At 70.0% G+C, this 24,896-nt stretch carries 13 protein-coding genes; 10 read left to right on the top strand and 3 right to left on the bottom strand.

Annotated elements, in window-relative coordinates; all coding sequences use genetic code 11:
• The first annotated feature begins 7 nt into the window (after window positions 1–7).
• Genes H293_RS53900 through H293_RS0138035 form a run of 4 tightly spaced genes read left to right on the top strand, consistent with a single transcriptional unit; the run spans window position 8 to window position 3,114 of the window.
• Window positions 8–814, top strand: coding sequence for a DODA-type extradiol aromatic ring-opening family dioxygenase (locus tag H293_RS53900; protein WP_158694490.1), 807 nt, complete (start codon window positions 8–10; stop codon window positions 812–814).
• Window positions 815–816: 2 nt separating this feature from the next.
• Window positions 817–1,107, top strand: coding sequence for a hypothetical protein (locus H293_RS0138045; RefSeq protein ID WP_020123032.1), 291 nt, complete (start codon window positions 817–819; stop codon window positions 1,105–1,107).
• Window positions 1,095–1,844, top strand: a complete 750-nt coding sequence (locus H293_RS50760; protein ID WP_020123031.1) for an SDR family NAD(P)-dependent oxidoreductase — start codon at window positions 1,095–1,097, stop codon at window positions 1,842–1,844. Before H293_RS0138045 ends, H293_RS50760 begins: the two co-directional genes overlap by 13 nt.
• Window position 1,845: 1 nt before the next feature.
• Window positions 1,846–3,114 (top strand): Gfo/Idh/MocA family protein, encoded by a 1,269-nt coding sequence (locus tag H293_RS0138035; protein ID WP_020123030.1) that lies wholly within the window; start codon window positions 1,846–1,848, stop codon window positions 3,112–3,114.
• Between the two features lie 748 nt (window positions 3,115–3,862).
• On the opposite strand, the gene H293_RS50755 is transcribed toward H293_RS0138035, so the two are convergent.
• The 3 genes from H293_RS50755 to H293_RS0138020 form a co-directional block, all read right to left on the bottom strand.
• On the bottom strand, window positions 3,863–5,575 hold the full coding sequence (locus H293_RS50755; RefSeq protein WP_033416124.1) for a BTAD domain-containing putative transcriptional regulator: 1,713 nt from the start codon (window positions 5,573–5,575) through the stop codon (window positions 3,863–3,865).
• A 98-nt stretch (window positions 5,576–5,673) separates the two neighbouring features.
• Window positions 5,674–6,693, bottom strand: coding sequence for a methyltransferase (locus tag H293_RS0138025; protein ID WP_020123028.1), 1,020 nt, complete (start codon window positions 6,691–6,693; stop codon window positions 5,674–5,676).
• Entirely contained in the window at window positions 6,690–6,905 is a 216-nt protein-coding gene (locus H293_RS0138020; protein ID WP_020123027.1) for an MbtH family protein, read from the bottom strand. Before H293_RS0138020 ends, H293_RS0138025 begins: the two co-directional genes overlap by 4 nt.
• Window positions 6,906–7,026: 121 nt before the next feature.
• Here H293_RS0138020 and H293_RS50750 point away from each other — a divergent pair, with 121 nt between their 5' ends.
• From H293_RS50750 to H293_RS0137990, 6 genes are all read left to right on the top strand, one after another.
• Window positions 7,027–9,693, top strand: coding sequence for an amino acid adenylation domain-containing protein (locus tag H293_RS50750; RefSeq protein ID WP_078612785.1), 2,667 nt, complete (start codon window positions 7,027–7,029; stop codon window positions 9,691–9,693).
• A complete protein-coding gene (locus H293_RS0138010) occupies window positions 9,690–10,934 on the top strand; it encodes a cytochrome P450 (protein ID WP_020123025.1) in 1,245 nt (414 codons plus the stop codon). Before H293_RS50750 ends, H293_RS0138010 begins: the two co-directional genes overlap by 4 nt.
• Window positions 10,934–12,139, top strand: a complete 1,206-nt coding sequence (locus tag H293_RS50745) for a prephenate dehydrogenase (RefSeq protein WP_020123024.1) — start codon at window positions 10,934–10,936, stop codon at window positions 12,137–12,139. The genes H293_RS0138010 and H293_RS50745 overlap by 1 nt, the downstream gene beginning before the upstream one ends.
• Before the next feature lie 31 nt (window positions 12,140–12,170).
• Window positions 12,171–13,469 carry an aminotransferase-like domain-containing protein gene (locus tag H293_RS0138000; protein WP_020123023.1) on the top strand — a complete coding sequence of 433 codons (1,299 nt, stop codon included), beginning with the start codon at window positions 12,171–12,173 and terminating at the stop codon, window positions 13,467–13,469.
• A gap of 306 nt (window positions 13,470–13,775) precedes the next feature.
• Window positions 13,776–15,569 (top strand): acyl-CoA dehydrogenase family protein, encoded by a 1,794-nt coding sequence (locus H293_RS0137995; RefSeq protein WP_020123022.1) that lies wholly within the window; start codon window positions 13,776–13,778, stop codon window positions 15,567–15,569.
• A complete protein-coding gene (locus H293_RS0137990; protein ID WP_020665688.1) occupies window positions 15,566–24,895 on the top strand; it encodes a non-ribosomal peptide synthetase in 9,330 nt (3,109 codons plus the stop codon). The genes H293_RS0137995 and H293_RS0137990 overlap by 4 nt, the downstream gene beginning before the upstream one ends.
• Window position 24,896 lies beyond the last annotated feature (1 nt).

Here is a 24,896-nt window from a genome sequence, read left to right as displayed (position 1 = left end):
CTGCGGTGTGGGCGTTCCTCACGTACCCGTATTCCCGAAGCTGGTGGCGGAGGGCGACCACGACGTGCGCAGCCGCTACGAAGCCGTACGCGCCGTGCTCGAACGCACCGAGCCGGATCTGCTCGTGGTGATCGCCAACGACCACCTGAACGCGTTCTTCCTCGACCGATTGCCCACCTTCTCGATCGGCATCGGGGAGCTGATGTCCGGTCCGATGGACGATGTTCCGGGGCTCACGGCCGCACCGCTGCCGACCGACACCGGCGCCGCGCGAGCGCTCGCGGAATTCCTGGTGCGTGACGACTACGACCTCGTGCTGTGCCAGGAGATCGACGTCGACCACAGCGTGATCGTGCCGCTGCACTTCCTCAACCACAAGGGCGTCCCGGTTGTGGTGGTGAACATCAACGCGTACGTGGCACCGCTGCCGTCCGCACAACGCTGCCACGAACTGGGGCGTTCCTTGGGGACAGCAGTCGAGGCGCTGGCCGGTGACCGTCGGGTCGCCGTGGTCGCGAGCGGCAGCTTCTCCCAGGAGGTGGGCGGCCCCCGCGTCGATGCGGGGCGCGCGTGGTCGGTCCCCCGCCCGGACTGGGCGGGCAGGATCGCCGAGCTGCTCACACGTGGGGACATCGAGTCACTGCTGGCCGAGTCCACCCCCGGCATGCTCCGCGACGCGGGCACAGTGGCTGGTGAAGTGCTCAGCTGGATCACCATGATCGGTGCCGCGGGACCGGCGGGCGCGAACCTGTCTCCCCGGCTCGACCACCGCTCCGGCGAAGCGTTCGCCTTCGGAACCTGGGAGGAGAGATAGGGATGTCGGTCTACGCCATCAACAAGTTCTGCCATCGGCTCACCCTCGACCCGGCACACTGCGCGGGAGCTCAGGACGACCTGCCTGTGGCGCTCGGCCCATACGACCTGACGCGCGCGGAGAAGCAGGCCATCGCCGACGGCGATGTGGGCTTCCTGCACCGACATGGTGCGCACCCGCTGCTCTTGGTGCGCCTGTATCAGCGCTCCATCGGCGGCCTCACCGAGGCCCTCTACTCGGAACGGATCCGCCGGTCGGCAACCACGGAAGGGGGACGACCATGGGGGAGTTGAGCAGCGACGAACGGTACTGCCTGATAACCGGCGCGACCGGAGGACTCGGCAGCGCGCTCGCGAGGGTGTTCTGCGCAGCGGGCTACCACACCATCGTGTCCGGACGTGACGAGCACAGGCTCCGGTCCCTGGCCGCCGAGCTGGGAGAGTCGGGCCGGGTCACCGCGATCACCGCCGACCTCGGCGACGCCGACGACATCCGTCGGCTGGCCACCGAGACAGCGGCGATCACCTCGCGCCTCGATGCCGTCGTCGCTGCGGCGGGGCAGGTCGCCGGAGACAGCTTCGTCACGCCGAGTGGGGCGCTGGAACGGTGGCGGGAGACGGTCCTGGTGAACGTGTTCGGCACGGCGGCGGTGGTGCGTGAGCTGCTGCCGGCGCTGATGGAAGCGGGCGGCAGCCTGTTTCTCATCGGCTCGGTCGTCGGCCGGAGCATCGTGCCAGGCGATCTCTACTCGGTCACGAAACACGCTGTGTCCGCGCTGGCGGAGGCTGTACGGACCGAGGTCGAGCCGCTGGGCGTGCGCGTGTGCGTCGTTCAGCCGGGCCTGATGGACACACCGATGGTCTCGGCCGGCAGACGGTCGCGCCCCAAGATGGATCCGGACGAGGTCGCCGCGGAGATACTGCGTCTGGCCGCCCCTGGATCTTCCCTGCACACCAACGAAGTCGTCCTGCGGCCGTACGTCCGGCCGACGCGGCAGACCGGAAAGGAATGCAATGTCGTCAGAACGTGAAGTGACAGTACTCGGTGGCGAAGGTGAGATCCGCTCGCTGCGGCCGGTAAGACTCGGCGTCGTCGGCTGCGGCGGCCACACCTACCGCAACGTCCTCCCGCCGCTGCGGCAGATCCCTGAAGCGGTCATTGCGAGCTTCTGCGACCACAACGAGGAGAAGGCGCGCCTCTACGCGCGGGCGGCGGGCTCCGATGCGACGTGGCATACCGATCTCCACGAGATGCTGTCCAGTGAGGACCTGGACGGGGTGATCGTGGTCGTCGGGTTCGACGACGAGAGCGGTGAGCCCCTGTACCCGCCCGTCGTCGCGGAGATCCTGCGCCGGGGCCTGCCGGTGTGGATGGAGAAGCCGCCCGCGGCCGACACGCTCGGGGTGCGGCAGATGATCGACGCGGCACGGGAGGGGGGTACGTTCGCGCAGGTCGGCTTCAAGAAGGTGTTCTCGCCCGCCGTCGACCGACTGAAGCAGCTCACCGCGCTGCCGGACTTCGGTCGGATCACCCAGTACACCTACACCTACGACGTCGACCTGCCCGCCGAGATCGGCAACCTCCGCTCCCCGTCCGGGCGTCGCTTCCTGGACGACTTCGTACATGTGGCGTCAGTGCTCGACTACGTCGTCGGATCGGCCTCCCAGATCCAGGTCGTCCGCGGGCCCTCAGGTGCGGGCATAGTGGTGAACCAGCACGCCGACGGCACCATCGGGACGATCAGCCTTTCCAGCGCGGCATCGGGGCTTTCCCCGGTCGAACGGTTCGAAGTCGTCGGCGAGGGCGCCAACGCCGTTCTGGAGAACGGCGCTTACCTGCGGTACTACCCGCCGGGTGACCGGGGGCCGTACGGCACGAGCACCAGCTACCTCCCGCCGGTGGGCGTCGCCTCGCCGCCCGATCACGGCCCACGCATCTGGGAGCCTGAATTCTCCCTCGGGAATCTGCATGGCGGTTCCCACTTCGTGCAGGGCTACTACCACCAGATGCGCCACTTCGTCGATTCGGTGCGTTCCAAGAGGCCTCCGCAGCGGTGCGATCTCGCGGCGGCACTCCGAGTGATGAGCTTCCTGGAAACGCTGGCCGGCGGTTTCTGCGAATGGCGGGACATCGCGGGGCAACCGCAGGTCACCTACCAGCACGTGGTGGACGCGCCCCAGTCGTTCACATGTTCCGTATGCGGTAACGCCATGACGCTCAAGGACGGATGGAACTACGTCTGCCGCACCTGCGGGCTGACCCGGTCCGGTCAGCAGAGCGCCGACGCCGCCCGGGTGTGACCGACTCCGATCCAACGCTGTGCCAGATGATCTCAGGATACGGCGACGAGGCTCCCGGCAGGACAGAAGCTCGACCGACATCCGGCGGTCCGCAAGGGAGCCTCGTCGACGCTCAGTTCGACGGTCCACCTGCCTCGATGGCCGAAAGGGCGAAGCGCCGCAGCGGGCCGGTCGACGGTCCCCGCCGTGCGGGAGGAGGGTCACCGGTGCCGGCGGCACGAGCGGGTCACGCCGAGCCGGCGGCACATGTCCGAGAGCTCCTTCGACGCGCGTGCTGTGCTCCGTGCCGCCGTCGGTGACCCCGTTGTTGTAGGTAGAGGAGGCCATCGCCGATGGATACTGCACGACGTTGCCGACGTACTGGTGTTCGGCGCGGCCTCCGGTACGCACACCTGCGCAAGAAAGTCCGCAACCGCTCGACGCGGTGAGGCCGCTGCGGGGTGGGTTCGCGCCACCTGGTGCAGCCGATCAGGCGTGCGGAATGCCCAGGCCGCGGCCCTGACAACCCTTGCCGCACGGCTTGTCGTGGCTCACTCCACGGTGACCGGCGACAATTGCTGTGCGACCCATGGCGGGGTGGGTCTGTCGGGCGCAGGACAAAAGGCGACGGATCATGATCGGCTCCACGTTCGGCGGAGTGAGGTACGCGGCCCGGATCTGTTCTTTGGGACTCGTCCGTCCCCTTGGAGCGGCTCTCGCAGGCGATCTCTCCCCGCACGGCTTCAGGATGCTGAGACGTCAGGCTTTCTCAGGCCAGGGACAGCAGCTGCCGCAGCGCGTATGGGTTGCCCTCACTGCGTTTGTGCAGTGCCAGGATCGCTTCGGCCTCGACGTCGGCCTCGACCTGGGCGGCGACCAAGGCCGCGACCGCGTGCTCGGACAGGCCCCCAAGCCGCAATGTCCACGCCCGGGTGTGACCCAACACCTGCTTCAGCGCCGCGTGCGACGGGCTCTCGGCCATTGCGCCCGGTTCGGCGCTGGTCACCAGGATGCCCAGCGGCACGTCGGGGAGACGGCACACCAGTTGGTGCAGCAGGTTCAACGAGAAGTAGTCCGCCGACTGCAGATCGTCCAGCACGAGAAGGAGAGGCTGCTGCCTGGCCAGCGCGGCAAGGACGGAGCACACCGCGTCCTCGACGAGAAACGGCGCCTGCGGGGGCGGTTGCTCGTCCGGCACAGCCTGCGTCGTGCCCAGTGACAAGGCGGGCAGGAGTCCGCCGAGCACACGACCATAACGTGCCCCGGCCGCACGGAACGCCTCGGGGCGTGAGTTGGACAGCTGCCGCAGTATCGGGGCCCACATCCCGTAGGCAGGACCGTTCTCGCTGCGGAAGGAGACACTGATCACCTCCCGCCCGGCCTCCCGCACCCCCCGCGCGACTTCCGCCGTGAGCTCGGTCTTGCCGATCCCGGCCTGACCCGTCACGGCCGCCAGACCGCCCTCGCCGGACAAGGCGGCGCTCGCCCACGCCGTCAGCACAGCCAGTTCGTAGTTCCGGCCGACGAACGGCAACGATGGCAGACCGTGCGGAACTCGCGCCTCCTCACTTGGCTCCGCCTGCTCACCGAAAGCGACCGGCCATGTGTGCGAGCCGGAGGCCACGGCCTCCTCGCCGCGGTCGCCACTCGTCGGGGCCTCAGTAAGCGGTAAGGGCGCCGCGTCGACTCTTTCCTCGCGCACGCCCACGTGCACGGCGGCGTGGTCGCCGAACGTCAGGTCCTGCCGCAGTATGGAGGTGTGGATCCGCTGGAGTTCGGCGCCGGCGTCGACACCCAGCTCATCCGCCAGATGGGCGCGCGTGCGCTCGAACAACTTCAGCGCGTCGGACTGCCGTCCCAGCCGGTACAGACCGGTCATCAGATATCCGATCAAGCACTCGCGCATCGGATACCGCTGAGCCTCCGGGTAGAGCCGCGCCACGACGGCATCGTCCTCCCCGAGTGCCAGGTACGTCTCTGCCTGCAGCTCTACCGCGGTCAGCCGCGTCTGCTCCAACCGGGTGCTCTCCTCGGCCATCGGCGCGTAGTCGACGAGATCCAGGTAGGGGTCGCCCCGCCACAACGCCAGCGCGGCGGCGAGCTGGTCGCGGGCCGCCCGGTAGTCCCTCGCCGTCATGTCGCGCCTAGCCTGGATCACCAGCCGCTCGAACCGGTAGGCATCCACTTGTTCCGGGCTGAGCGTGAGGACATAGCCGGGCGCCTGATAGCGCACCAGCGTCGATGACCCCGCCGGCCCCGCGCTCAGGCTGAGCGCACGGCGCAGTTGACTGATGTACGTGTGCAGGGTGGCCGTTGGGCGCTGAGGTGGACGGTCGCCCCACAATTCATCGATGAGCTGCGGCACGGGGACGACCTGCCCCAGCCGTACCAGAAGCAGTCCCAGCAGGGCGCGACGGCGCGGCGGGCCCAACGGCAGTTCCCGTGCCCCGTGCAAGGCGACCGTCGTCCCGAAGACCCGCATCTTCAAAGGCCTCACCGAGTCGTCCGCCAGCTCGTCCCCGGTGCTCGCTCCGAGCACAGCGGGGTGGGCCATGATTGATTCGCTCTCGTGAAACGGGCTCACTTGGCTTCGACCAGCGAGAAGTAAGAATGGGGGACAGGGGTCACCGAGGACATCGCGAAACCGGCTTGCCGCAGCAGGTTCTCGAAGTCGGACTCCGTGCGCTCTCGGCCGTTCATGAGCACCATCATGGAGATGTCGCTCCAGACGCTTGGATGCCACCGGTTGTCGGGAGGCAGAACCATGTCAATGATGATGAGCCTCCCTCCCTGACGCAGTGCGGCCCTGCTGTTGCTGAGGATCGTGAGCACCTGTTCGTCGGTCCAGTCATGCAGCACACCGCAGAGCAAGTGCGTGTCCGCCCCCTCCGGGAGCGTTTCGAAGAAGTCGCCCCCCTCCAACCGGACTCGCTCGCCCAGCGCGACCAAGTGCGGGTATTCCCTGACCCCATCGACGACCGGGGGCCGGTCGAAGAGAATGCCCTTGAGGTGCCCTGCTTCCCGCAGTACGCGATCGATTACGAAGCCGTCGCCGCCACCGATGTCCATGACGGTCTCGGACTGCGACCAGTCGGGCACGGTGACGAACTGCCCGTACAACCGTCCCGCCCGTTCCCGCATACGCCGAAGGAAGGCACGATTCGCCTGTATGTCGGCGTCCTTGTGCTCGAAAAATTCCGCGCCGTGGGTATTGTCGAAGACAGGCCGTCCGGTGCGGAACGTTTCCAGGGCACCGAGCCAGGCGCGCTGTGAATCGGTGTTCAGTATCGACTCGCGGACACTGTTCTCGGCGTCGGCACGCAGCCGGTGCCCGGCCCCGGTCAGCCGGAAAAGACCGGGTTGTTCTTCGTCGACCACGCCTACGGACGCCAAAGCCCGCAGGAGCCGGCGTAGTGCGGCGGGGTCGGTGTCGGTCTCGGCGGCGATCTCCTGCACTGAGCAGATCCCTGCCGCGATGACCTCGGCGATGCCGAGTTGGGCCGTGATCCGCAGCACGTGTGGCAGCACGGCCACACAGCTGTCGTCCGCCAGGGTCAGGAAGTCATCGAGGAGCGCCGCAGGCGCATGTGTATCGGTCATGATCCGGACTTCTCCATCGCGGTGACCAGGCTCGTGGGCCTCATGTCGGTCCAGTTCTGCTCGACGTATTTCAGGCATGCGTCCCGCGAGTCCTTCTCGTGCGCCACGTGCCAGCCTGCCGGCGCCTCGCGGAGGTCGGGCCAGAGCGAGTGCTGCCCCTCGTCGTTCACGAGCACCAGGAACATGGCGTCCGGATCGTCAAACGGATTCACTGCGGGCTTCTCCCATTCGGTAGGCACAGGAGCGTCGGTGGCACCAACGTCCCCGACGTCGAGCACCTCGAACAACGGCAATGACCGCAGTTACGCCGGATAACCGGGGGGCGACGTAACCATGCGGTTATCGCGGATGACACGCGCGGGCGGGCCCAACATCCTGGAAACGCTTGCCGAACGACCACAGATGGGCGGCCATGTGATGACTTCTCTGCTTGCAGCACCACCGGCTGCGGAACACGCGGAATCGGTGCACGAGGCTTTCGCGGCCCAGGCGGCCCGGTCGCCGGATGACCCAGCCGTTCGCTCGGCGGGCCGGGAACTGACTTACCAGGAACTGGATCAGGCGGCCAACCGGCTGGCTCATCGGCTGCTCCGGCTCGGGGTCGTGCCGGAGCAGCCGGTGGCGATCCTAACGGAGCGAACCACGGATGTTGTGGTCGCGACTCTGGCCGTGCTCAAGGCGGGGGGCGTGTATCTGCCGCTGCACAGCGGTTTCCCCCGGGAACGCATGGAGTGGATCCTGCGCACGAGCGGGGTGCAGGTGTTGCTGACCGACCGGGCCACGAGCACATCAGCTCTGCCGGCCGGCCGTCACACCACGGTGGTCGTCGACGACGACCCGCATCTGGACGGACTGCCGGCGACTGATCCGGCGGTGGCGAGGCATCCGGACCGGCTGGCATACATCATGTTCACGTCCGGTTCTACGGGCTTGCCCAAGGGAGTCGGGGTGACGCATGGGGATGTTGTCGCGCTTGCGACGGACCCGTTGTTCGCCACGGGGCACCGGGACCGCGTGCTGATGATCGCCCCCTACGCCTTTGACGTCTTCACCTACGAGGCGTGGGTGCCACTGCTGCACGGCGGCACCACCGTCATCGCTGCGACCACCGGCCTCGACGCCGCGACGCTCGCGCAGACCCTGGCTGCTGAGCGGATCACCGGACTTCACGTGACCGCCGGACTGTTCCGGGTGGTGGCCGAAGCGGCACCCGAAGTGTTTGCCGGTCTGCGCGAGGTCCTGACCGGCGGTGACGTCGTCTCTCCGGCCGCGGTGCGCAAGGTACTCGAGCACTGCCCAGGCACCGCGGTACGGGCGATGTACGGCCCGACGGAGACCACGCTGTTCGCGACCCACCACAAGCTGAGCTCTGCCGAAGCTGTCGGAGCGAGCGTCCCTATCGGGCTGCCCCTTGACGGCGTTCGGGTGTACATACTGGACGCGAAGCTCGCCGTGGTGGCCGCAGGCACGGCCGGCGAGTTGTATATCGCCGGGGCAGGCGTGGCACGTGGCTACTACGGCCGGTCGGCTCTGACCGCCGAGCGGTTCGTTCCCGATCCATTCGGGCCGCCGGGCTCACGGATGTACCGCACGGGAGACATGGTCCGCTCGTCCGCCGACGGGACACTGGAGTTCCTTGGCCGGGTGGACGACCAGGTGAAGATCCGTGGTTTCCGGGTCGAGCTGCCCGAGATCGAGTCGGTGCTCGCGACCCATCCGGATCTTTCCGATGTCGCCGTGGTCGCCCGTGAGGTGAGTCCCGGCGACAAACGGCTCGTCGCCTATGTGGTGGGACGGGCCACATCCGACAGCACCGGTCTTCGCGACTTCCTCGCCGCGAAGCTGCCCGAGTACATGGTGCCCTCGGTCTTCGTCAGGATCGATGAACTCCCGCTGACTCCCAACGGCAAACTGGACTACCGGGCCCTGCCCGAGCCCATTTTCGAAGGTCCTGCTCTGTACCGTGGCCCGCGTACCGCTCAGGAACAGATCCTGTGCACGCTGTTCGCCGAGGTGCTGGGCGCCGAGCGGGTCGGCGTCGACGACAGTTTCTTCGACCTCGGCGGGCACTCCCTGCTAGCGACCCGGCTGGTAAGTCACATCCGCGCCGTTCTGGGCGTCCGGCTGTCCATGCGCAGCCTGCTCGACGCACCGACGGCCGCGGGGCTCGCCCGGCTGCTCTTCGAGGGCGGCCAGGACAGCGAAAGGGCCCTGGATCCCGTACTCACGCTACGTTCCGCGGGCAGCCGCCCACCGCTGTTCTGCGTGCATCCGGGCAGCGGCACGGCATGGTGCTATTCGGGCCTGCTGCGGTATATACCCGGCGATCACCCGGTGTACGGGCTTCAGGCCCGAGGTCTGGCGGGGGGAGCGAAGCTGCCTTCGACACTGGCCGAGATGACCGAGGACTACCTTGGCCAGATCCGCAGGATCCAGGCCGCTGGGCCGTACCACCTGGCCGGCTGGTCCTTCGGCGGGACAGTCGCCCACTCTCTCGCGGTCCGGCTGCGGGAGCAGGGCGAGCACGTGGCCTTCCTCGGCGTCCTGGACTCCCGCTATGACCGGCTGCATGGCACACACCGCGCCTACACCTCACGTGAGCTGCTGACACTGGCCTTTGACGGTATCGACTCCTTCCGGCTGGAAGCCGGTGACGGGCTCCTCCCGCCATCGCGGGTACTGGAGATCCTCAGGGAACGCCCGGGAATCATCAGCAGTCTCGACGAGCGCACCGTCGCGGCGGTCCTGGAGATCACGTCGAACAACCTCATGCTCAACGCGGGGGCGACGCCCGCCGCTTTCGACGGCGACCTGCTCTTCGTCGAGGCGACCGGCGCGGACGGCGAGCCCTCAGGGCTCGCCGAGTACTGGAAACCCTATGTGACCGGCCGGATCGACCGACAGGTCGCTCCCGTCGACCATCTGCGCATGATGACCCCGCAGGCTCTCTCGGTCATCGGCCCCATGCTCACCCAGTCCCTGAAGGAGATCTCGTCGTGACCGTGACGCAGACAGGTGTCCCGGCTGACCTGGGTGAGGTCAACCTTGCCGACCCCGCGACGTTCGTACGGCTCGACATGGACGGGACATGGCAGCGGATACGTGCCGAACGGCCCGTCTGGCGTCACCCGAAGACGTCGTTCGGTCCGGAGTTCTGGGCGCTGTCACGATATGCGGACGTACTGTCGCTGTTCAGCGACGACCGGTTCAGCTCCGTTCCTGGAAACATGCTGCCCTCGCTACTCAAGGCGGGCGGCGATCCGGCGTCCGGCAAGATACTCGCACTCACCGACAACCCACGGCACAAAGCCCTGCGGACCAATTTCCTCAAGGCGTTCACGCCCCGCATTCGCGCGCTGATCGCCGACCGCCTCCAGGAGCGAACGGACCACCTGATCGGGGCGAGGATCGGGATCGGCGAATTCGACTTCGCCAGGGAGGTCGCCGAGCCGATTCCCATCGGCACCATCTGCGATCTGCTCGGCTTTCCGCCGGAAGACCACGAACGGCTGCTGGAGCTGAGCCGCGACGCGCTCAGCTCCGACGAGGTCGGCCAGACAGAGGAGGACACCTGGCTCGCACGCAACGAACTGCTGCTCCACTGCATGCAGTTGATGGAGCAGCGAAGGGCCGATCCGCAGGACGACCTGGTAAGTGTCATGGTGAACTGCCTGGTCGACGGTGAACCGCTCACGGACGACGAAGTGATCGTCAACATTTACGGTTTCATCCTCGCCGGTGACCACACCAGTCGGCTGGCGATGGTCAGCGCCCTGCTGGAGTTCGCCCGACGACCTGAGCAGTGGCGGGCGCTCAAGGAAGCCCGTGTGTCGCAGTCGACCGCGGTCGACGAAATCCTGCGCTGGTCGACTCCGGTCATGCACATCGGACGTACCGCCAGGGCCGACGTCCATCTCGGCGGTCAGCTGATCCGGGCCGGAGATCTGGTCACGGCGTGGACCATCGCTGCCAACCGCGACGAGTCGGTGTTCCCCGACCCCGGCGACTTCGACCTCGCCCGTAAACCCAACAAGCACCTGTCACTCGGCCACGGACCGCACTTCTGCCTCGGCGCCTACCTCGGCCGCGCCGAGATCACCGCGGTGCTGAACACACTGGTCAACACCGTCGACTCGATCGAGCTGGCCGGCGAGCCACAAGCGGTGTACTCGACGTTCCTGCGCGGCTACAGCAGCCTGCCGCTGGCGCTCACCGGTCGTCCCAAAGCGCTGGAACGGTGATGGCTGCCACGAACCTGGCCATCGGTAACGCGCAGGACGGGAGCACGTCATCGCCTCCCGCGGGACTCACGACGGTGCTGGTCATCGGGGCCGGACTCATCGGGACGTCGGTGGCACTGGCCATCAGCAGGCAGGGCGTGAAGGTCCACCTGCGGGATACCGACCCCTCTGCGGCCCTGACCGCGCAAGCACTCGGCGCCGGCACGGTGGAGCAGCCGCGCGGGCCCGTCGACCTGGCCGTTGTCGCGGTTCCACCTGCCCAGATGGCGACCGAGCTGGCCGCGGCGCAGGCCGCCGGAGCGGCGCGGGCCTACACCGACGTCTCCAGTGTCAAGGAAGCTGTGGAACAGGCCAGTTCGGACGCAGGGTGTGACATGTCCTCGTATCTGGGCGGACACCCGATGGCCGGACGTGAGCGCTCTGGCCCCTGGGCCGCGAAGCCCGGCCTCTTCGAGGGCCGCCCGTGGATCATCACGCCCACCCGGGCCACCTCGGCGGTGACCGAACGATCGGTCCGGGAACTGATCGCTCTATGTGGCGCCGTGCCTGTGGTGATGGCGGCCGACGCCCACGACCGGGCCATGGCCCTCGTGTCCCACACACCGCATCTGATCTCCGCCCTGACTGCCGCACGCCTGGAGCACCTGGGCCAGACCGAGATGATGCTCGTGGGCCAGGGCCTGCAGGACGTGGTGAGGATCTCCGGAGGCGACCCGCGGCTCTGGGCCGACATCCTGGTCTCCAACGCCGGGGCCGTCGCCGGGGTACTCGGCGAGATCGCCCTGGATCTCCAGCGCGTGACGTCCGCGCTGCTCGCCGTGGCTTCCTCCTGTCCGTCGATGCTCGCGCAGGCATGGGAGGAGGCCACGGTGTCCCTGCTGGACATCCTCGGCCGGGGGCGTGCGGGACACGACAGACTCCCCGGCAAACACGGCTCCCCGCGCCAGCCGTTCGCGGAGGTGCATGTCGTCGTCGGGGACAACTCGGGCGCGCTGGCACGTCTGCTGGCGGATGTGAGCGCGGCCGGGGTGAACGTCGAGGACATCGTGCTCGACCACGCCATGGGAACGCCCAGCGGCACAGTCAGTCTGCAGGTGTCGTCGGCCGCCTCCGCGACGCTGCCCGAAGCCCTTCAAGCGCTCGGCTGGGAGGCGTACGGCCCCTTGACCGAACTCCACAGACGTAACGGTGGTCATCACCAATGACGCCGTGCCGCCGCCGCCGGAGAGTGGGTACGTGGATATCTCCGACCTGAACACCGCACTGGGCGAACCGCTCCTCGACTCGCTCACCTTCCTCAACGAGGTCGCCGGCCGCTACCCCGACGCCATCTCCTTCGCCGCGGGACGCCCGGTCGAGGACTTCTACGATGTGCGGGACCTCGTTGGCCACCTGCATCGGTACCAGGAATTCCTGGCCACCGAACTGGGCCGCAGCGAGCAGCAGATCATGCGGACACTCTTCCAGTACGGGCGTACGAAGGGAGTCATACACGAGCTGATCGCCCGGTACCTGGAGGCCGATGAGGGGATTGTCGTCGACCCGGAGTCGATCGTGGTCACCGTCGGGGCGCAGGAGGCCATGTACCTGGTGGTGCGTGCCCTGTGCCGGGACGAGCGGGATGTCGCGCTGGCCGTGTCCCCCACGTATATGGGCTTCACCGGCGCGGCACGGCTGGCCGGAATGAGGGTGCTACCGGTGGCGTCCGGGCCGCTGGGCGTGGACCTGGACGATCTGAGGTCCCAGGTGCGCAGTACGCGGCGCTTGGGCCTGCGCCCCCGGTGCCTGTACGTCGTGCCCGACTTCTCCAACCCGACCGGGATCACTCTGGACGTCGCCACGCGCCGACGGCTGCTCGATGTGGCAAGGGACGAGGACCTGCTGCTGGTGGAAGACAATCCCTACGGCCTCTTCACCGGGCGCGGCGACCGTCTGCCGACGCTGAAGGCTCTCGACCGGGAACAGCGCGTGGTCTACCTCGAATCCTTTGCCAAGACCACGCTCCCTGGTGCCCGGGTCGGCTTCGTCGTCGCCGATCAGCGAGTGACAGGAGACGGCCGGAACCCCGGCCTCTTTGCCGACGAGCTGGCGAAGATCAAGAGCATGGTCACGGTGAACACCTCACCGCTCGCGCAGGCGGTCGTGGCCGGACAGCTCCTGGAGAACGACTTCAGCCTGGCCCGCGCCAACGCGAGGTCGATCGCTGTCTACCGTCGCAACCTGGACCTGCTGCTCGACGGCCTGCGGGAACGTTTCTCCGGCAGCGACGTCCCGGAGGTCGGCTGGAACACACCGACCGGTGGATTCTTCGTGGTCCTTACGCTTCCCTTCACCGTCGACGACGCGCTGCTCGAACGTTCCGCCCGCGAGCACGGCGTGTTGTGGACCCCCATGCGGCACTTCTATACGGATTCCCAGGGCGGATGCCACCAGTTGAGACTGTCGTGCAGCACGCTGACCCCGCAGGAGATCGAGACCGGGCTCGACCGGCTGGCGGCTTTCGTGGCGGCACAGCTGGAGCCGGCCGGAGGGTGAACGAACCGGGGAACGTGAGGATCGCGCGCCTGAGTGAGGCATGTCGATTTCCGTCGAACCGCGGCCGCGAGGCGTCCGGCTGAGGCGGCTCCAGCACCCGCGCCGGCGGAGCCACCGTCTCGACCTGTGCGATCCGGCGTCTTGATGCGCTGCGCCCTCCGGCCGCCCCAGCACCGGCCGCCCGTCCCCGCACCCTGTCCTTCCTGCGTTTCTGCCCCTCCATGCCGCCCGGCCCCGAGTCCGCTCATCCCGCCGCACCGCTCTTCCCCGGCCGGGCAACCCTCTTTCCACACATAAGGAACCCCCTTGGCAACGACAACACGGAATGCGACCAGCGATCCGGACCACGTCAGCTTCCTGGAGGAGCTGTACCAGGGCCGCTTCCGCTGGGACCTCGTCCGGGACTTCCCCGTGCAGGACCCGGTGGACGCTGCAACCGGCGACAAGCTGACCGAGGAGCTGACCGCCCTCGTGCGCGAGCGCGTCGACCCCGACGACGTCGACGCAAGGGCCGCCCTGCCCGACGGATTCCTCGACGAGCTCGGCCGGCGCGGCTACTTCGCGCTTCAGGCCGACCCTGCCCTCGGCGGCCACTCCCTGTCGCACTACAACACCTTCCGCATGGTGTCGGCGGCCGCCGCGCACAGCACCCCGGTGGCCCTGTCCCTCGCCATCGAGAACGCGCTCGGCGCCGGGGCGTTCCTGGCCGTGGCAGGCGAAGGCCCGCTGCGCGAACTCCTCAGCGACGTGGTGCGCCGGGGAGCCCGCTCCGCGAGCGCGGACAGCGAACCCCAAGGAGCCGCCAACCAGCGCCGGTTCACCACCGCCACCCGTATCGAGGGCACCGACGACTATCTGCTCAACGGCAGCAAGGTCTTCGTCGGACACGCGCCCGTCGCCGAGGTGGTCAGCGTTTCCGCCACGGTCCTTGAGGACGGCGTCGACCGGGTGCGGATGTTCTTCGTGCGCACCGACAGTCCCGGGGTGACCAGCGGTGACTGGCACACGTACATGGGCATCAAGGGATTCCCCAACGGCTGGCTGGAGTTCAAGGACGTACGGGTCCGCGGCGCCCACATGCTCGTCGAACGGGACCTCGGCCACGTCGTCCGCGCGACCCCCGCCACCGCCCGGCTCGTCGGCCGCGGCAGGATGCATCTGATCGCGGCCCCGTCGCTGGCCGTCGCCCGGCTGTGCGTGGGCTGGATGCGCGACTTCGCCGCCCGACGCGTCATCGACGAGCGGCCGTTGGCGGAGTACGACGAGATACAACGGCGGCTCGCCGAGAGCCTGGCCAACACCTTCGCCATCGAGACCATGGCCCAGTGGTGTCTGCTCCCCGAGGACCAGGGCCGGGGCCTCAACCTCCGCTTCGAGCAGAACGCCGTCAAGAACGCCTCCTCCCTCCTCGCCTGGGACGTAGCCGAGGGCGCCATGTCCCTGCTGGCGGCGGAGGGGTACGAGACCGCGCCCAGCAAGCGGCTGCGTGGCGCGCCCCCAGTCCCCGTGGAACGCTTCTTGCGGGACCTGCGCAACCTGCGCATCTCCGGCGGCGTCGACTTCCAGATCGACAACTGGATCGGCCGGCTGGCGATCCTCTCGTACTACTACCCCGAGCCGGACCACGCCGCGGAGCTCGAACACGGGGACGAGGTCCCCCTGGACACCACCGGCACGGTCCTCACCGACCGCAACCTCGGCCATCTGCGCTGGGCGGCCGAGCAGACCCGGGCCTTCGGACGCACCTGTCTGGGCCTGGCCCGCAGCCACCCCGACCGGGTGGAGCTCGACGCCAAGGAAAGAACTCTCATCCAACTCGCCGGCATCGCCCGGGAGATCCTCGGCGTGTCCCTCACGCTCGCCCGTGCCTCCACCCTCGCAGCCGCCGGAGACGACCGCGCCCAGGCGCTGGCCGACGTCTTCTGCACCGCCGCCCGGCAGCGGGTGACCGATCTGCTCAGCCGGCTCCAGAGTCCGCCCGGACCGGACATCGAGGCGGTCGCCTCCGCCTGGATGTCCGGCACCGCGTACGCATTCCTCACCGCCGACAACAACCCGCTCCCGTCCCTCGGTGGCGGCATCGAACGGAGCACCGCGTGATCACCCCAACCCAGTACGTCCCGCTGACCGTAGGCCAGGAGGCGATGTGGGTCTCCTGGAAGCTCGACCCCGAGCAGTGGACCCACATCATTCCCATCCCCTTCGAGGTGACCGGCACCCTGGACGCCGACCGGCTGCGCCGCGCGGTCGCCGAGACAGCCGAGGCGTTCCCGCAGCTGCGCGCCCGCGTGCGCCCGGGAACGGACGGACCGGTTCTCGACTGGTCGGGCGCCCCGGAGATCTCCGTCCGCCGCACGCGCACGGACCAGGACCGCGACAGCGCGATCCGAGCGGCCTGGCAGACCCCGTTCGATCTGCGACACGGCCCGCTCGCCCGCGTCGACCTCCTCGACGGCCCGGACTACACGGTCCTGCTGATCGCCGTGCACCACCTCGTCCACGACGGCGCCTCCGTCCTGCTGTTCCTGGACGCGCTGCGTGCCGCTTACCGCGGCGAGGACCTTCCGCGCGAGGACCATGCCCCCGCACTCGCCGCCTTCGCCGCCCATACGCGCGACCTCGCCGACGGCCCGCAGGGGGAGGAGCACCGGCGCTACTGGAGGGAGACCCTCGGCGACGGCGGCGGTGACTTCACCCTGCCCGAGGGACAGGAGGAACCCCGCTACACCGTCGTCAGCGAGGCCCTGCCGACGGACCTCGCCGCCGCGCTGCGCGACCGCGCCGCCGACTCCGGCATGTCGTTCGTCACCGTGCTGATGGGCGCGTGGTTTGCGCTGCTGAGACGTCACAGCGGCAGCGCCGATGTGCTCTCGTTCCTCCCGTACCACGGTCGGGTTCTGCCCGAAGTGCGCGACCGCGTAGGCTACTTCGTCAACGCCCTGCCGGTCCGTGTCCCGGTCCGCGCCGACGACCGCTACCGCGACCTGCTGGCCAGGGTGCGCGGCCGGGTCAAGGAGACCCTCGCCCACGGCGACCTGCCTCTGCCTGCCATCATGCGCGCCGCCGGACTTACCGGCCCCGAGGCGCAGCGCCGCACCCACCAAGCCGTCTTCCAGTACTGGCACGCCGGTCTCCACGGTGACATCGATATCCACGATGTCCGGCTGAGCCACGGAGACGGCGAGGCACGGCTGAGCCTGATGGACATGGAGAGCACCGCCGGCTTCCGCCTCGCCCTTATGGTCCGGCAGGACAGCTGCGGCACCCATCTGCTGTGGAAGGACCCGGCCGGCTCCCTCGGCGCCACTGTGGTGCGCGCCATGGCGGAGGATTACCTGTCCATCCTGCGGACGATCGCGGCTGACCCCGATGCCCCGCTCGCCGAGGTCCTTGCCTCCGGCACGCCCGCCCGGACCCACACGGCCGCCCGACCCGCCGAGGCTCCGGCAGGTTCGGCCGAACTCGCCGCGCGGGTACGGGAGATGGCCCAGGTCTGGCAGGCGGTGCTCGGTTCGGGGCCGGTCGGTGACGAGGACTCGTTCTTCGAGCTGGGCGGACATTCGCTGCTGGCGGAGACGCTGGTGGCCGCGGTGCGGGACCGTTTCCCGGGCACGCCGGCCCGGATCCGCACCCTGTTCGACCATCCGCGGCTCGCGGAGTTCACCACCCACGTCCTGCCCGCCGGGCCCGCCCCGGCCACTGTCCCGGTGCAGCACACCGTCCCGGCCGTGGACACCTTCCCTGCCTCCAGCTTCCAGCGCCGGATATGGCTCGCCCAACGCGTCGCGGGCGACCCGGCGGCGTACAACGTGCCCCTCGCCTGGCGCGTCGAGGAGCCCCTTGACGCTGACGCCGTCACCCGGGCGCTGGCCGCGACGATCACACGCCACGAGATCCTGCGCACCGCCTTCCACGACGTGGACGGCGAGCTGACGCAGAGCGTCCGCGCCCCGTGGACCCCGCACGTGGAGCGGGTCGACCTGAGCGGCCACCCCGACCCCGACAAGGCCCTCAACGCCTGGATCCGCACCGCTGCGCACGAGCCCTTCGACCTCACCACGGGCCGTCTGCTGACCGCCGCCCTCATCGAACTCGGCGGCGCCGGACAGGTGCTCTTCGTCTGCCTGCACCACCTGCTGTGGGACGGTGAATGCGAGAACATCCTGCTCAAGGAGCTCGACACCCACTACGCGCAGCCGAGCGGTACCGCCGCGGCCGAGCGGCCGTCGGATCCTGACAGGGTGGCCCCCGCCGCACAGGACACCCGCCCCGCATCCGCGCACCAGGAACGCATGTGGTTCGTCGACCGATTCGAGACGGGCTACCTGTACCCGGGCGCGCCCACCTACCACAACCTGCCCCTGTTCCTGCGGCTGGACGCCCTTCCGGGCCGCGCCCGGCTGGCCGAGTCCGTCGCCGCCGTCGTCACCGCCCATGAGGCGCTGCGCACCGAACTGCTCGACGTCGACGGCCGGCCCGTCCAGCACGTGCGGTCCAGGACGGCCGTGGTCCCCGAGTGGCTGCCCGCCGCCGAAGGCCCGGACCGGAACCGGTCCGTCCCGGACGCCCTGACCGCTTGGAGCCGCGAGCCGTTCGACCTGAGCGCCGGACCGCTGCTGCGGGTTGCCGTCCAGCCCGACGCGGACACCCCGGGCGGCTGGATCGCCCTCAGCGGACACCAGGCCGTCGTCGACCGTGCCTCCCTGCTCACCGTCGCCGAACAGATCCTCGCCGGACCGGACGGCCGGGCACCCCTGCCGAGCAGCTACCAGAACTGGCTCGACGCCGACGTCGCGGACACCCACCGGGCCCACCTCGCCGCCCGTACCGCCGTACTCCAGCCGCCGGCCGACCCGCTGCGGCTCCCCGAACGCCGTACCCGCGACGCCGTCCACGTCTACGCGGAGCGGTCGGTGGAGTTCGCCCTGCCGCCCGGCCTCGGACTGCGTGCCTCCGCCGACCGGCTCGGCGCCGACGTGCCGGAGGTCGCCCTCGCCGCCTTCGCGGCGCTGCTCCAGTGGTACTCCGGCCAGGAGGACATGGTGCTCGGCCTGTCCCACGCCGGACGGGACGAGCGGGACCGGCACGTCGTCGGCCCCCTCGGCAACCTGCTGCCCGTACGCCTGCGCCCGCGCGCCCAGCAGTCGTTCGCCGATCTCGTCGCCCACACCGCCGCCGAGACCGCGCACGCCCGAACCCACGACCGCGCCCCGTTCGACCAACTGGTGCGCGCCGTAGACCCGTCCAAGGACATGAGCCGTACGGCGCTCTTCGACGTGCTCTACAGCTACCTACCCGCCGCGGCGCCCCTTCCCGGCCCGGACGGCACTCTCGCGCACGTCGTGGACACGGGCGGGGGCCGCGGCAAGTACGACCTGCACCTCGCCCTCCAGCCCGACGGGGACGGCCACCGCGGCCATCTCGTCTACAACGGGCGGTACTTCGATCACGACCAGATCTCCGCCATGGCCGAGCACTACGTCACGGCCGTACGGCAGCTGACCGAGCGCCCCGAGAGCGAGGTGGCGGGCATCGACCCGCTCTCGGAGCGGGAGCGCCACGTCCAGCTGAAGGTGTGGAACGCCACCGAGGCGTCGTACGAGGAGACGCCCGCCCACGAGCTGATAGCGCGTCAGGCCGACGTTCGGCCCGATGCCGCGGCGCTCACCGACGGCGACGTCACCGTGGGCTACGGCGACCTGATGGCCGACGCCCGCGCCGTCGCCCGGGGCCTGCTGGCCGCGGGCGTACGCCGGGGCGAGCTGGTCGCGCTGCTGTTCCCGCGCGGCGCCGACCAGGTGCGCGCGATCCTCGGAACGCTGTTGGCCGGTGCCGCTTACCTGCCCATCGATCCGGCAATCCCCGCGGAGCGCCGCGAATTCATCCTGTCCGACTCCGGTGTACGCCTCGCGCTCGCGCCCTCCGCGGGCGTCGGCGGTGACTTCGACGGGACGGTACTCGGGCTGGACGCGCTGCTCGCCACGCACACCGGTGAGGAGACCGCGCTCCCGTCCGTGCCGCTGGACTCACCCGCGTACTGCATCTACACCTCCGGCACCACCGGCCGCCCCAAGGGCGTCGTGCTCACCCACCGCAACCTGGTGCGTCTGCTCGACAACGACCGGCTGCCGTTCTCCTTCACGACCGCCGACGTGTGGACGATGTTCCACTCCTACGCCTTCGACTTCTCCGTGTGGGAGCTGTTCGGCGGCCTGGTGCACGGTGGCCGGGTCGTGCTCGTGTCCGAGGACGAGACCCGGGACCCCGGCCTCTTCTACGACCTCCTCCAACGCGAGCGCGTCACCGTGCTCAACCAGACGCCGAGCGCGTTCCGCCGCCTGCTCGGCCTGCGGCCCACAACCCCGCACGGACTGTCCGCCCTGCGCTGCGTCGTCTTCGGTGGCGAGGCGCTGCGCCCGGGGATGCTGACCGAGTGGTCGGAACGGTTCCCGCACGTCCGCCTCGTCAACATGTACGGCATCACCGAGACCACCGTGCACGCCAGCGTGCACACCGTCACCCGCTCGGACATGGAGACGGACATGAGCGTGGTGGGCACCCCGATCCCCACCACCCGCCTCTACCTGCTCGACCGGCACACCGGCCGCAGGCTGCTGCCCGTTGGTGCCGTCGGCGAGATCTATGTCGCCGGTGAGGGAGTGGCCGGGGGCTATCTGGGCCGGCCCGAGCTGACCGCCCAGCGCTTCGTGCCCTCGCCGTTCGGCGACGGCACCCTGTTCCGCAGCGGCGACCTGGCCGCGTATCTGCCCGATGGTTCCCTGCGGTTCATCGGCCGCGCCGACTCCCAGGTGCAGCTACGCGGTTACCGCATCGAGCCGGGCGAGGTGCAGACCGTCCTGTGCGACCACCCCGACGTCTCCGACGCGGTCGTGTTCGCCGAGGACGACCGGCTCGTCGGCGTCGTGCAGAGCGAACGCGCCCTGACCGCGGAGGCGTTGCGCGGTCATCTGGCGCAGCGGCTGCCCTCGTACATGCTGCCCTCGCTGTTCCACGTCGTGCGGACCATTCCGCTGACGGTCAACGGCAAGGTCGACGTGAAGGAGCTGCGCGCGCAGACGGCCGCGCTGGCCGCCCCCGCTCGGCGCGAGCCCCGCGCCGGCACCGCAGCCGAACTCGCCGCCGTGTGGTGCGATCTGCTCGACGTGCCTGCCGTGAGCGAGGACGACTCGTTCTTCGGGCTCGGTGGGCACTCCATGCTCGTCGTCCGCCTCATCGGTGAGATCGCCGAGCGGTTCGGCGCCGACCTGCCGATCAAGACGCTGTTCGAGACGCCGAGGCTGGGCGACCTGGCCAACCTGATTGACGCGGCCGCCGGCCGCCGAGGCCCCACCCCCTCCGCTGCGGCTCCCGTCGTACGACCCGAGCCGGTACCCCCCGCCGTACCCGCCGCGTGCAGGGATTCCCGCCCCGCCGAGGCCGGTACCGACCGGGCGGTGGCCGACGACGAGTCGCCCGCGAGCGGCTTCCAGCGCCGCATGTGGCTGGCGGAGCAGATGGGCCAGGGCGCGCCCGCCCACGTCTCCCTCGGCTGGACCGTCACCGGTGACCTGGACATCACCGTACTGGAGGACGCACTGGCCCGCCTGGTCGCCGGGCACGAGATCCTGCGCACCGCTTTCCGGATGCGGGGCGGCACCGTCTGCCAGGTCGTCCAGCAGCCCTGGTGGCCGCGGGTTCGGTCGTTCGTCGCCGAGGACGGCGACGGCCCCGAGGAAGCCGCCGCCCGGTGGCTCGACGAAGCCGCCGGCCGCCCCTTCGATCTCGCGGCCGGACAGTTGCTGCGGGCGGCCGTCGCCGACTGCGGGCCGCGCGGCACGGCGTTCATGCTCTGCGTGCACCACCTCGTCGTGGACGGCGAGTCCGTACGCGTCCTCATCAGCGAGCTGGAGCGCTGCTACCGCGACAGTCTTGCCGGGGTGCCCTCCGCGCCGCCCGCGCTCCAGTACCGCGCCCACACCGCCGCCGAACTCTCCGGCGACGCCCGCCGCGACGCCGACCTCGCCTTCTGGCAGGACCGGCTCGAAGGCTGGCCGTCCCGGCTCGGCCTGCCCGCCCCCGAGCGGCCCGAGGCCGACGGAGCAGTCCGGATCGCCCTGCCCGACGGCCTGCTCGGCCGGCTGCGACCGGTCATGGCCGAACACGGCGCAAGCTGGTTCATGATCATGGCAGCCGCCCTGGCAACGGCCCTGCACCGCTGCTCCGGTATGCCGGCGCTGACCTTCGGCGTCCCCGCCAGCATCCGTGACACCGTGTCGGCCGACCTGCTGGGCCCCTGCCTCAACCACCTCGTGCTCCGCTCGGCTCCGGCCGCGGACGCCACCGCCCACGACACCCTGACCGCCATGCGCACCGAAGTGCTCGACGCCTTCGAGCACGCCCGGGCCCCCTTCGACGAGGTGCTGGCCCGGATCCGGCCGGAACAGACGGCCGGCAGCGCACCTTACACAGACGTCGTGCTCAACATGAACCTGCGCGGCGACCGGAGCGCGGTGCTCGGCGACGCCGAACTGCTTCCGGTATTCCCCGAGTTGCTGTGGACCCGCGAGGTCAAGTTCGGCGCCACGCTGACCGTGACCGAACAGGACGGCGAGCTGAGCGCCGTGCTCTCCCACCGGGGCGACCGGGTGTCCGCCGCCGACGCCGCGCGCCTCGCGGACGCCGTCGCCGCCTACCTCGTCGAGCTCTCCGGCGACGTACCGCCGCCCCAGTACCGGGACTTCGTCCGTGCCCAGGACGCGGCCCGCTCCAGCGGCCGGTACGAGGCGTCCCTCGCCCACTGGCAGGAGCGGCTGAAGGACGCGCCCGTTTACGTGGAGCTGCCCGCGCCCGAGGAACCCGCCCCGCACGGCGTGGTCGACATGGCGCTGCCCCCGGGCGCGGGCGAGCGACTGCGCACCCTGCACGAGGCGCACGGCATCTCGCCGTTCATGACGGCGGCCACCGCGCTGTCCGTCCTGCTGCACCGCCGTACCGGCACCGACGACGTGGTGATCAGTGCTCCCATGACCAACCGCGGACGAAGCGGCTTCGCGGACGTGTTCGGGCCCTGCCTGAACACGGTGCCGCTGCGCTCCCGGCTCCGCCCCGGCGCCACGCTGCGCGACATGCTGGAGGAGATGCGGGACGAGACGCTGGAGGCGTTCGCACACGGCGAGGTTCCGTTCGAGGATGTCATCAACCGGCTCAATCCGTCCCGCAGGCCCGGCCGCACCCCCTACGGCGACGTATCCCTGTCCTTCGGCACGGCTGCGGCGCGTCCCCGCACCCTCGGCGGACGCACCCTGAGCACCGTCGCGCTCGACGGTGAGGACGCCGCCTACACCGGCAAGCTCGGCCTGACGGTCGCGCTCGTCCTGGACGGCAGGGAACTGCGCGGCCGCTTGTCCTACCACGGCAGCCTGCTGCGCCGCGAGGACGTCGAGCACCTGGCCGTCACCCTGGCCACACTGCTGGATCGCATGCCCGACAGCCTCGACGCGCCCGTCGCCACACTTGACCTGCTCTCGCCCGAGGAGTCGGAGCGCATCCGTGCCTGGGAACAAGGCCCTCCGCCGGGACCCGTCACGACCGTCCCGGCGCTCGTCCTGGACCAGGCCCGGATCCGCCCCGATGCCCCAGCTGTCGAGAGCACCCGCGGAACCCTCGGCTACGGCGGCCTCGTGCGCCGCGCCCGCGCGCTCGCCGCGGCCCTCCGGCCGCACCTGTCGGACGAGGAGCCCACGGTCGCCCTGTTGCTCGAACGCGGTGAGGACTTCGTCGTCGCCATGCTGGCCGCCTGGTTCGCCGAAGCCGCGTTCTGCCCGCTCGACCCGTCCTGGCCGGCAGCACGGCAGGAGTACGTCCTCGCCGACGTGCGCGCCGATGTGCTGCTGACTTCGGGCGGGACCGCGCTGGGGGCGACCGGGACGGCCACGGTTCTCGACGTCGCCGATCTGACGGACGTCGAGGGCGCCGAGCACGGTGAGGGAGCCGAGGACCTGCCCGACTGGTCCGCGGACGCTCGTGCCTACGTCATCTACACCTCCGGCACCACCGGCAAGCCCAAGGGCGTCGCCGTCCGGCACGGCGGCCTCGCCAACCTGGTGCGCTCCGCGGCCTCGACCATGGACGTCGGGGCCGGGGACCGCTGTTCCCACCTGCTCAGCGTGAGCTTCGACTCCACCCAGTTGGAGGTCTGGCAAGCCCTGGCCAACGGCGCCTGTCTCGTCCCGCACGAGGAGCCCGTCACCCCCTCCACGCTCGGCGCGTGGCTGGACGCCCAGGGCGTGACCGCGGCGTTCTGCGCCACGGCGCTGGCCGAGGCCATGTGGAGCACCGGCACCACGACACCGCGCGGCCTTCGCTGGCTGGGCATCGGCGGCGCCGCGCTCTCCCAGCGCCTGCCGGCCGGCCTGCCCTACCGGGTGCTCAACTCCTACGGTCCGACCGAGAACACCGTCGCCTCCTCCGAGCACATCATGGACCTGGCCGGCACCACCGCCCCGCTGAACTGCATCGGCCGTCCGCTCGCCGGGGTACGGATGCTCGTGCTGGACGAGGCCGCGCGGCGTGTCCCACGCGGTGTGGTCGGCGAGATCCACCTCGCCGGCGACAGTCTCGCCGAGGGATACCTGCACCGGCCCGAGCTGACCGCGGAGCGCTTTTGCACGATCGAGCTGGACGGCGGGCCGCTGCGCGTCTATCGCACCGGTGACCTGGGCCGCCGTCTGCCCGACGGCTCCGTCGAGTACCTGGGTCGCGCCGACCGCCAGCTCAAGCTGCGCGGATACCGCATCGAGCCCGGCGAGATAGAGCAATTCCTCCAACAACAGCCCGAGGTCGCCCAGGCGGCCGTCACCGGGGACCCGCAGCGCTCGCCGGCCCTCGTCGCCTACGTGACCCCACGCGGCGACCGCACCCCCGCAAGCGCCGAACTACTGCGCCGCGCACGGGCGGAGCTGCCCCCCTTCATGGTGCCGGACGCCGTTGTGACCCTGGCCGCACTGCCCCTGACCACCAGCGGCAAGGTCGACCATGCAGCCCTGCCGCGCCCCGAGCGCGCCGACCTCGTCGGCGACGTCGGACACGTCGCGCCGGGCACCGACACCGAACGCAAGGTCGCCGCACTCTGGTCGGAGGTCCTGGGGCTGCCCTCGATCTCGGTCCACGACACCTTCTTCGACCTGGGCGGCAACTCCCTGGTACTGGCCAAGCTGCACAGCAGGATCGTCGCCGCCTTCGGCAGGGAAATGCCCATCACCGCGCTGTTCGAGCACCCGACCGTGTCCACCCTGGCCCGCGCGCTCGACGCGGCCACCGAGTCCGGCCGCCCCGCCGGGAACACCACCGAGCCCAGGCGCCCGAAGCGCTCGGACCGGCAGGTCCGGCGCGGCCGTCGCCGCCCCGGCAGGACTGGAGACAAGTGAC

This window comes from Streptomyces canus 299MFChir4.1, from assembly GCF_000383615.1.
Classification (GTDB): Bacteria; Actinomycetota; Actinomycetes; order Streptomycetales; family Streptomycetaceae; genus Streptomyces; species Streptomyces canus_C.
Note: the sequence above shows the minus strand (reverse complement) of the source record. Positions and strands in the feature narration are given on the sequence as shown.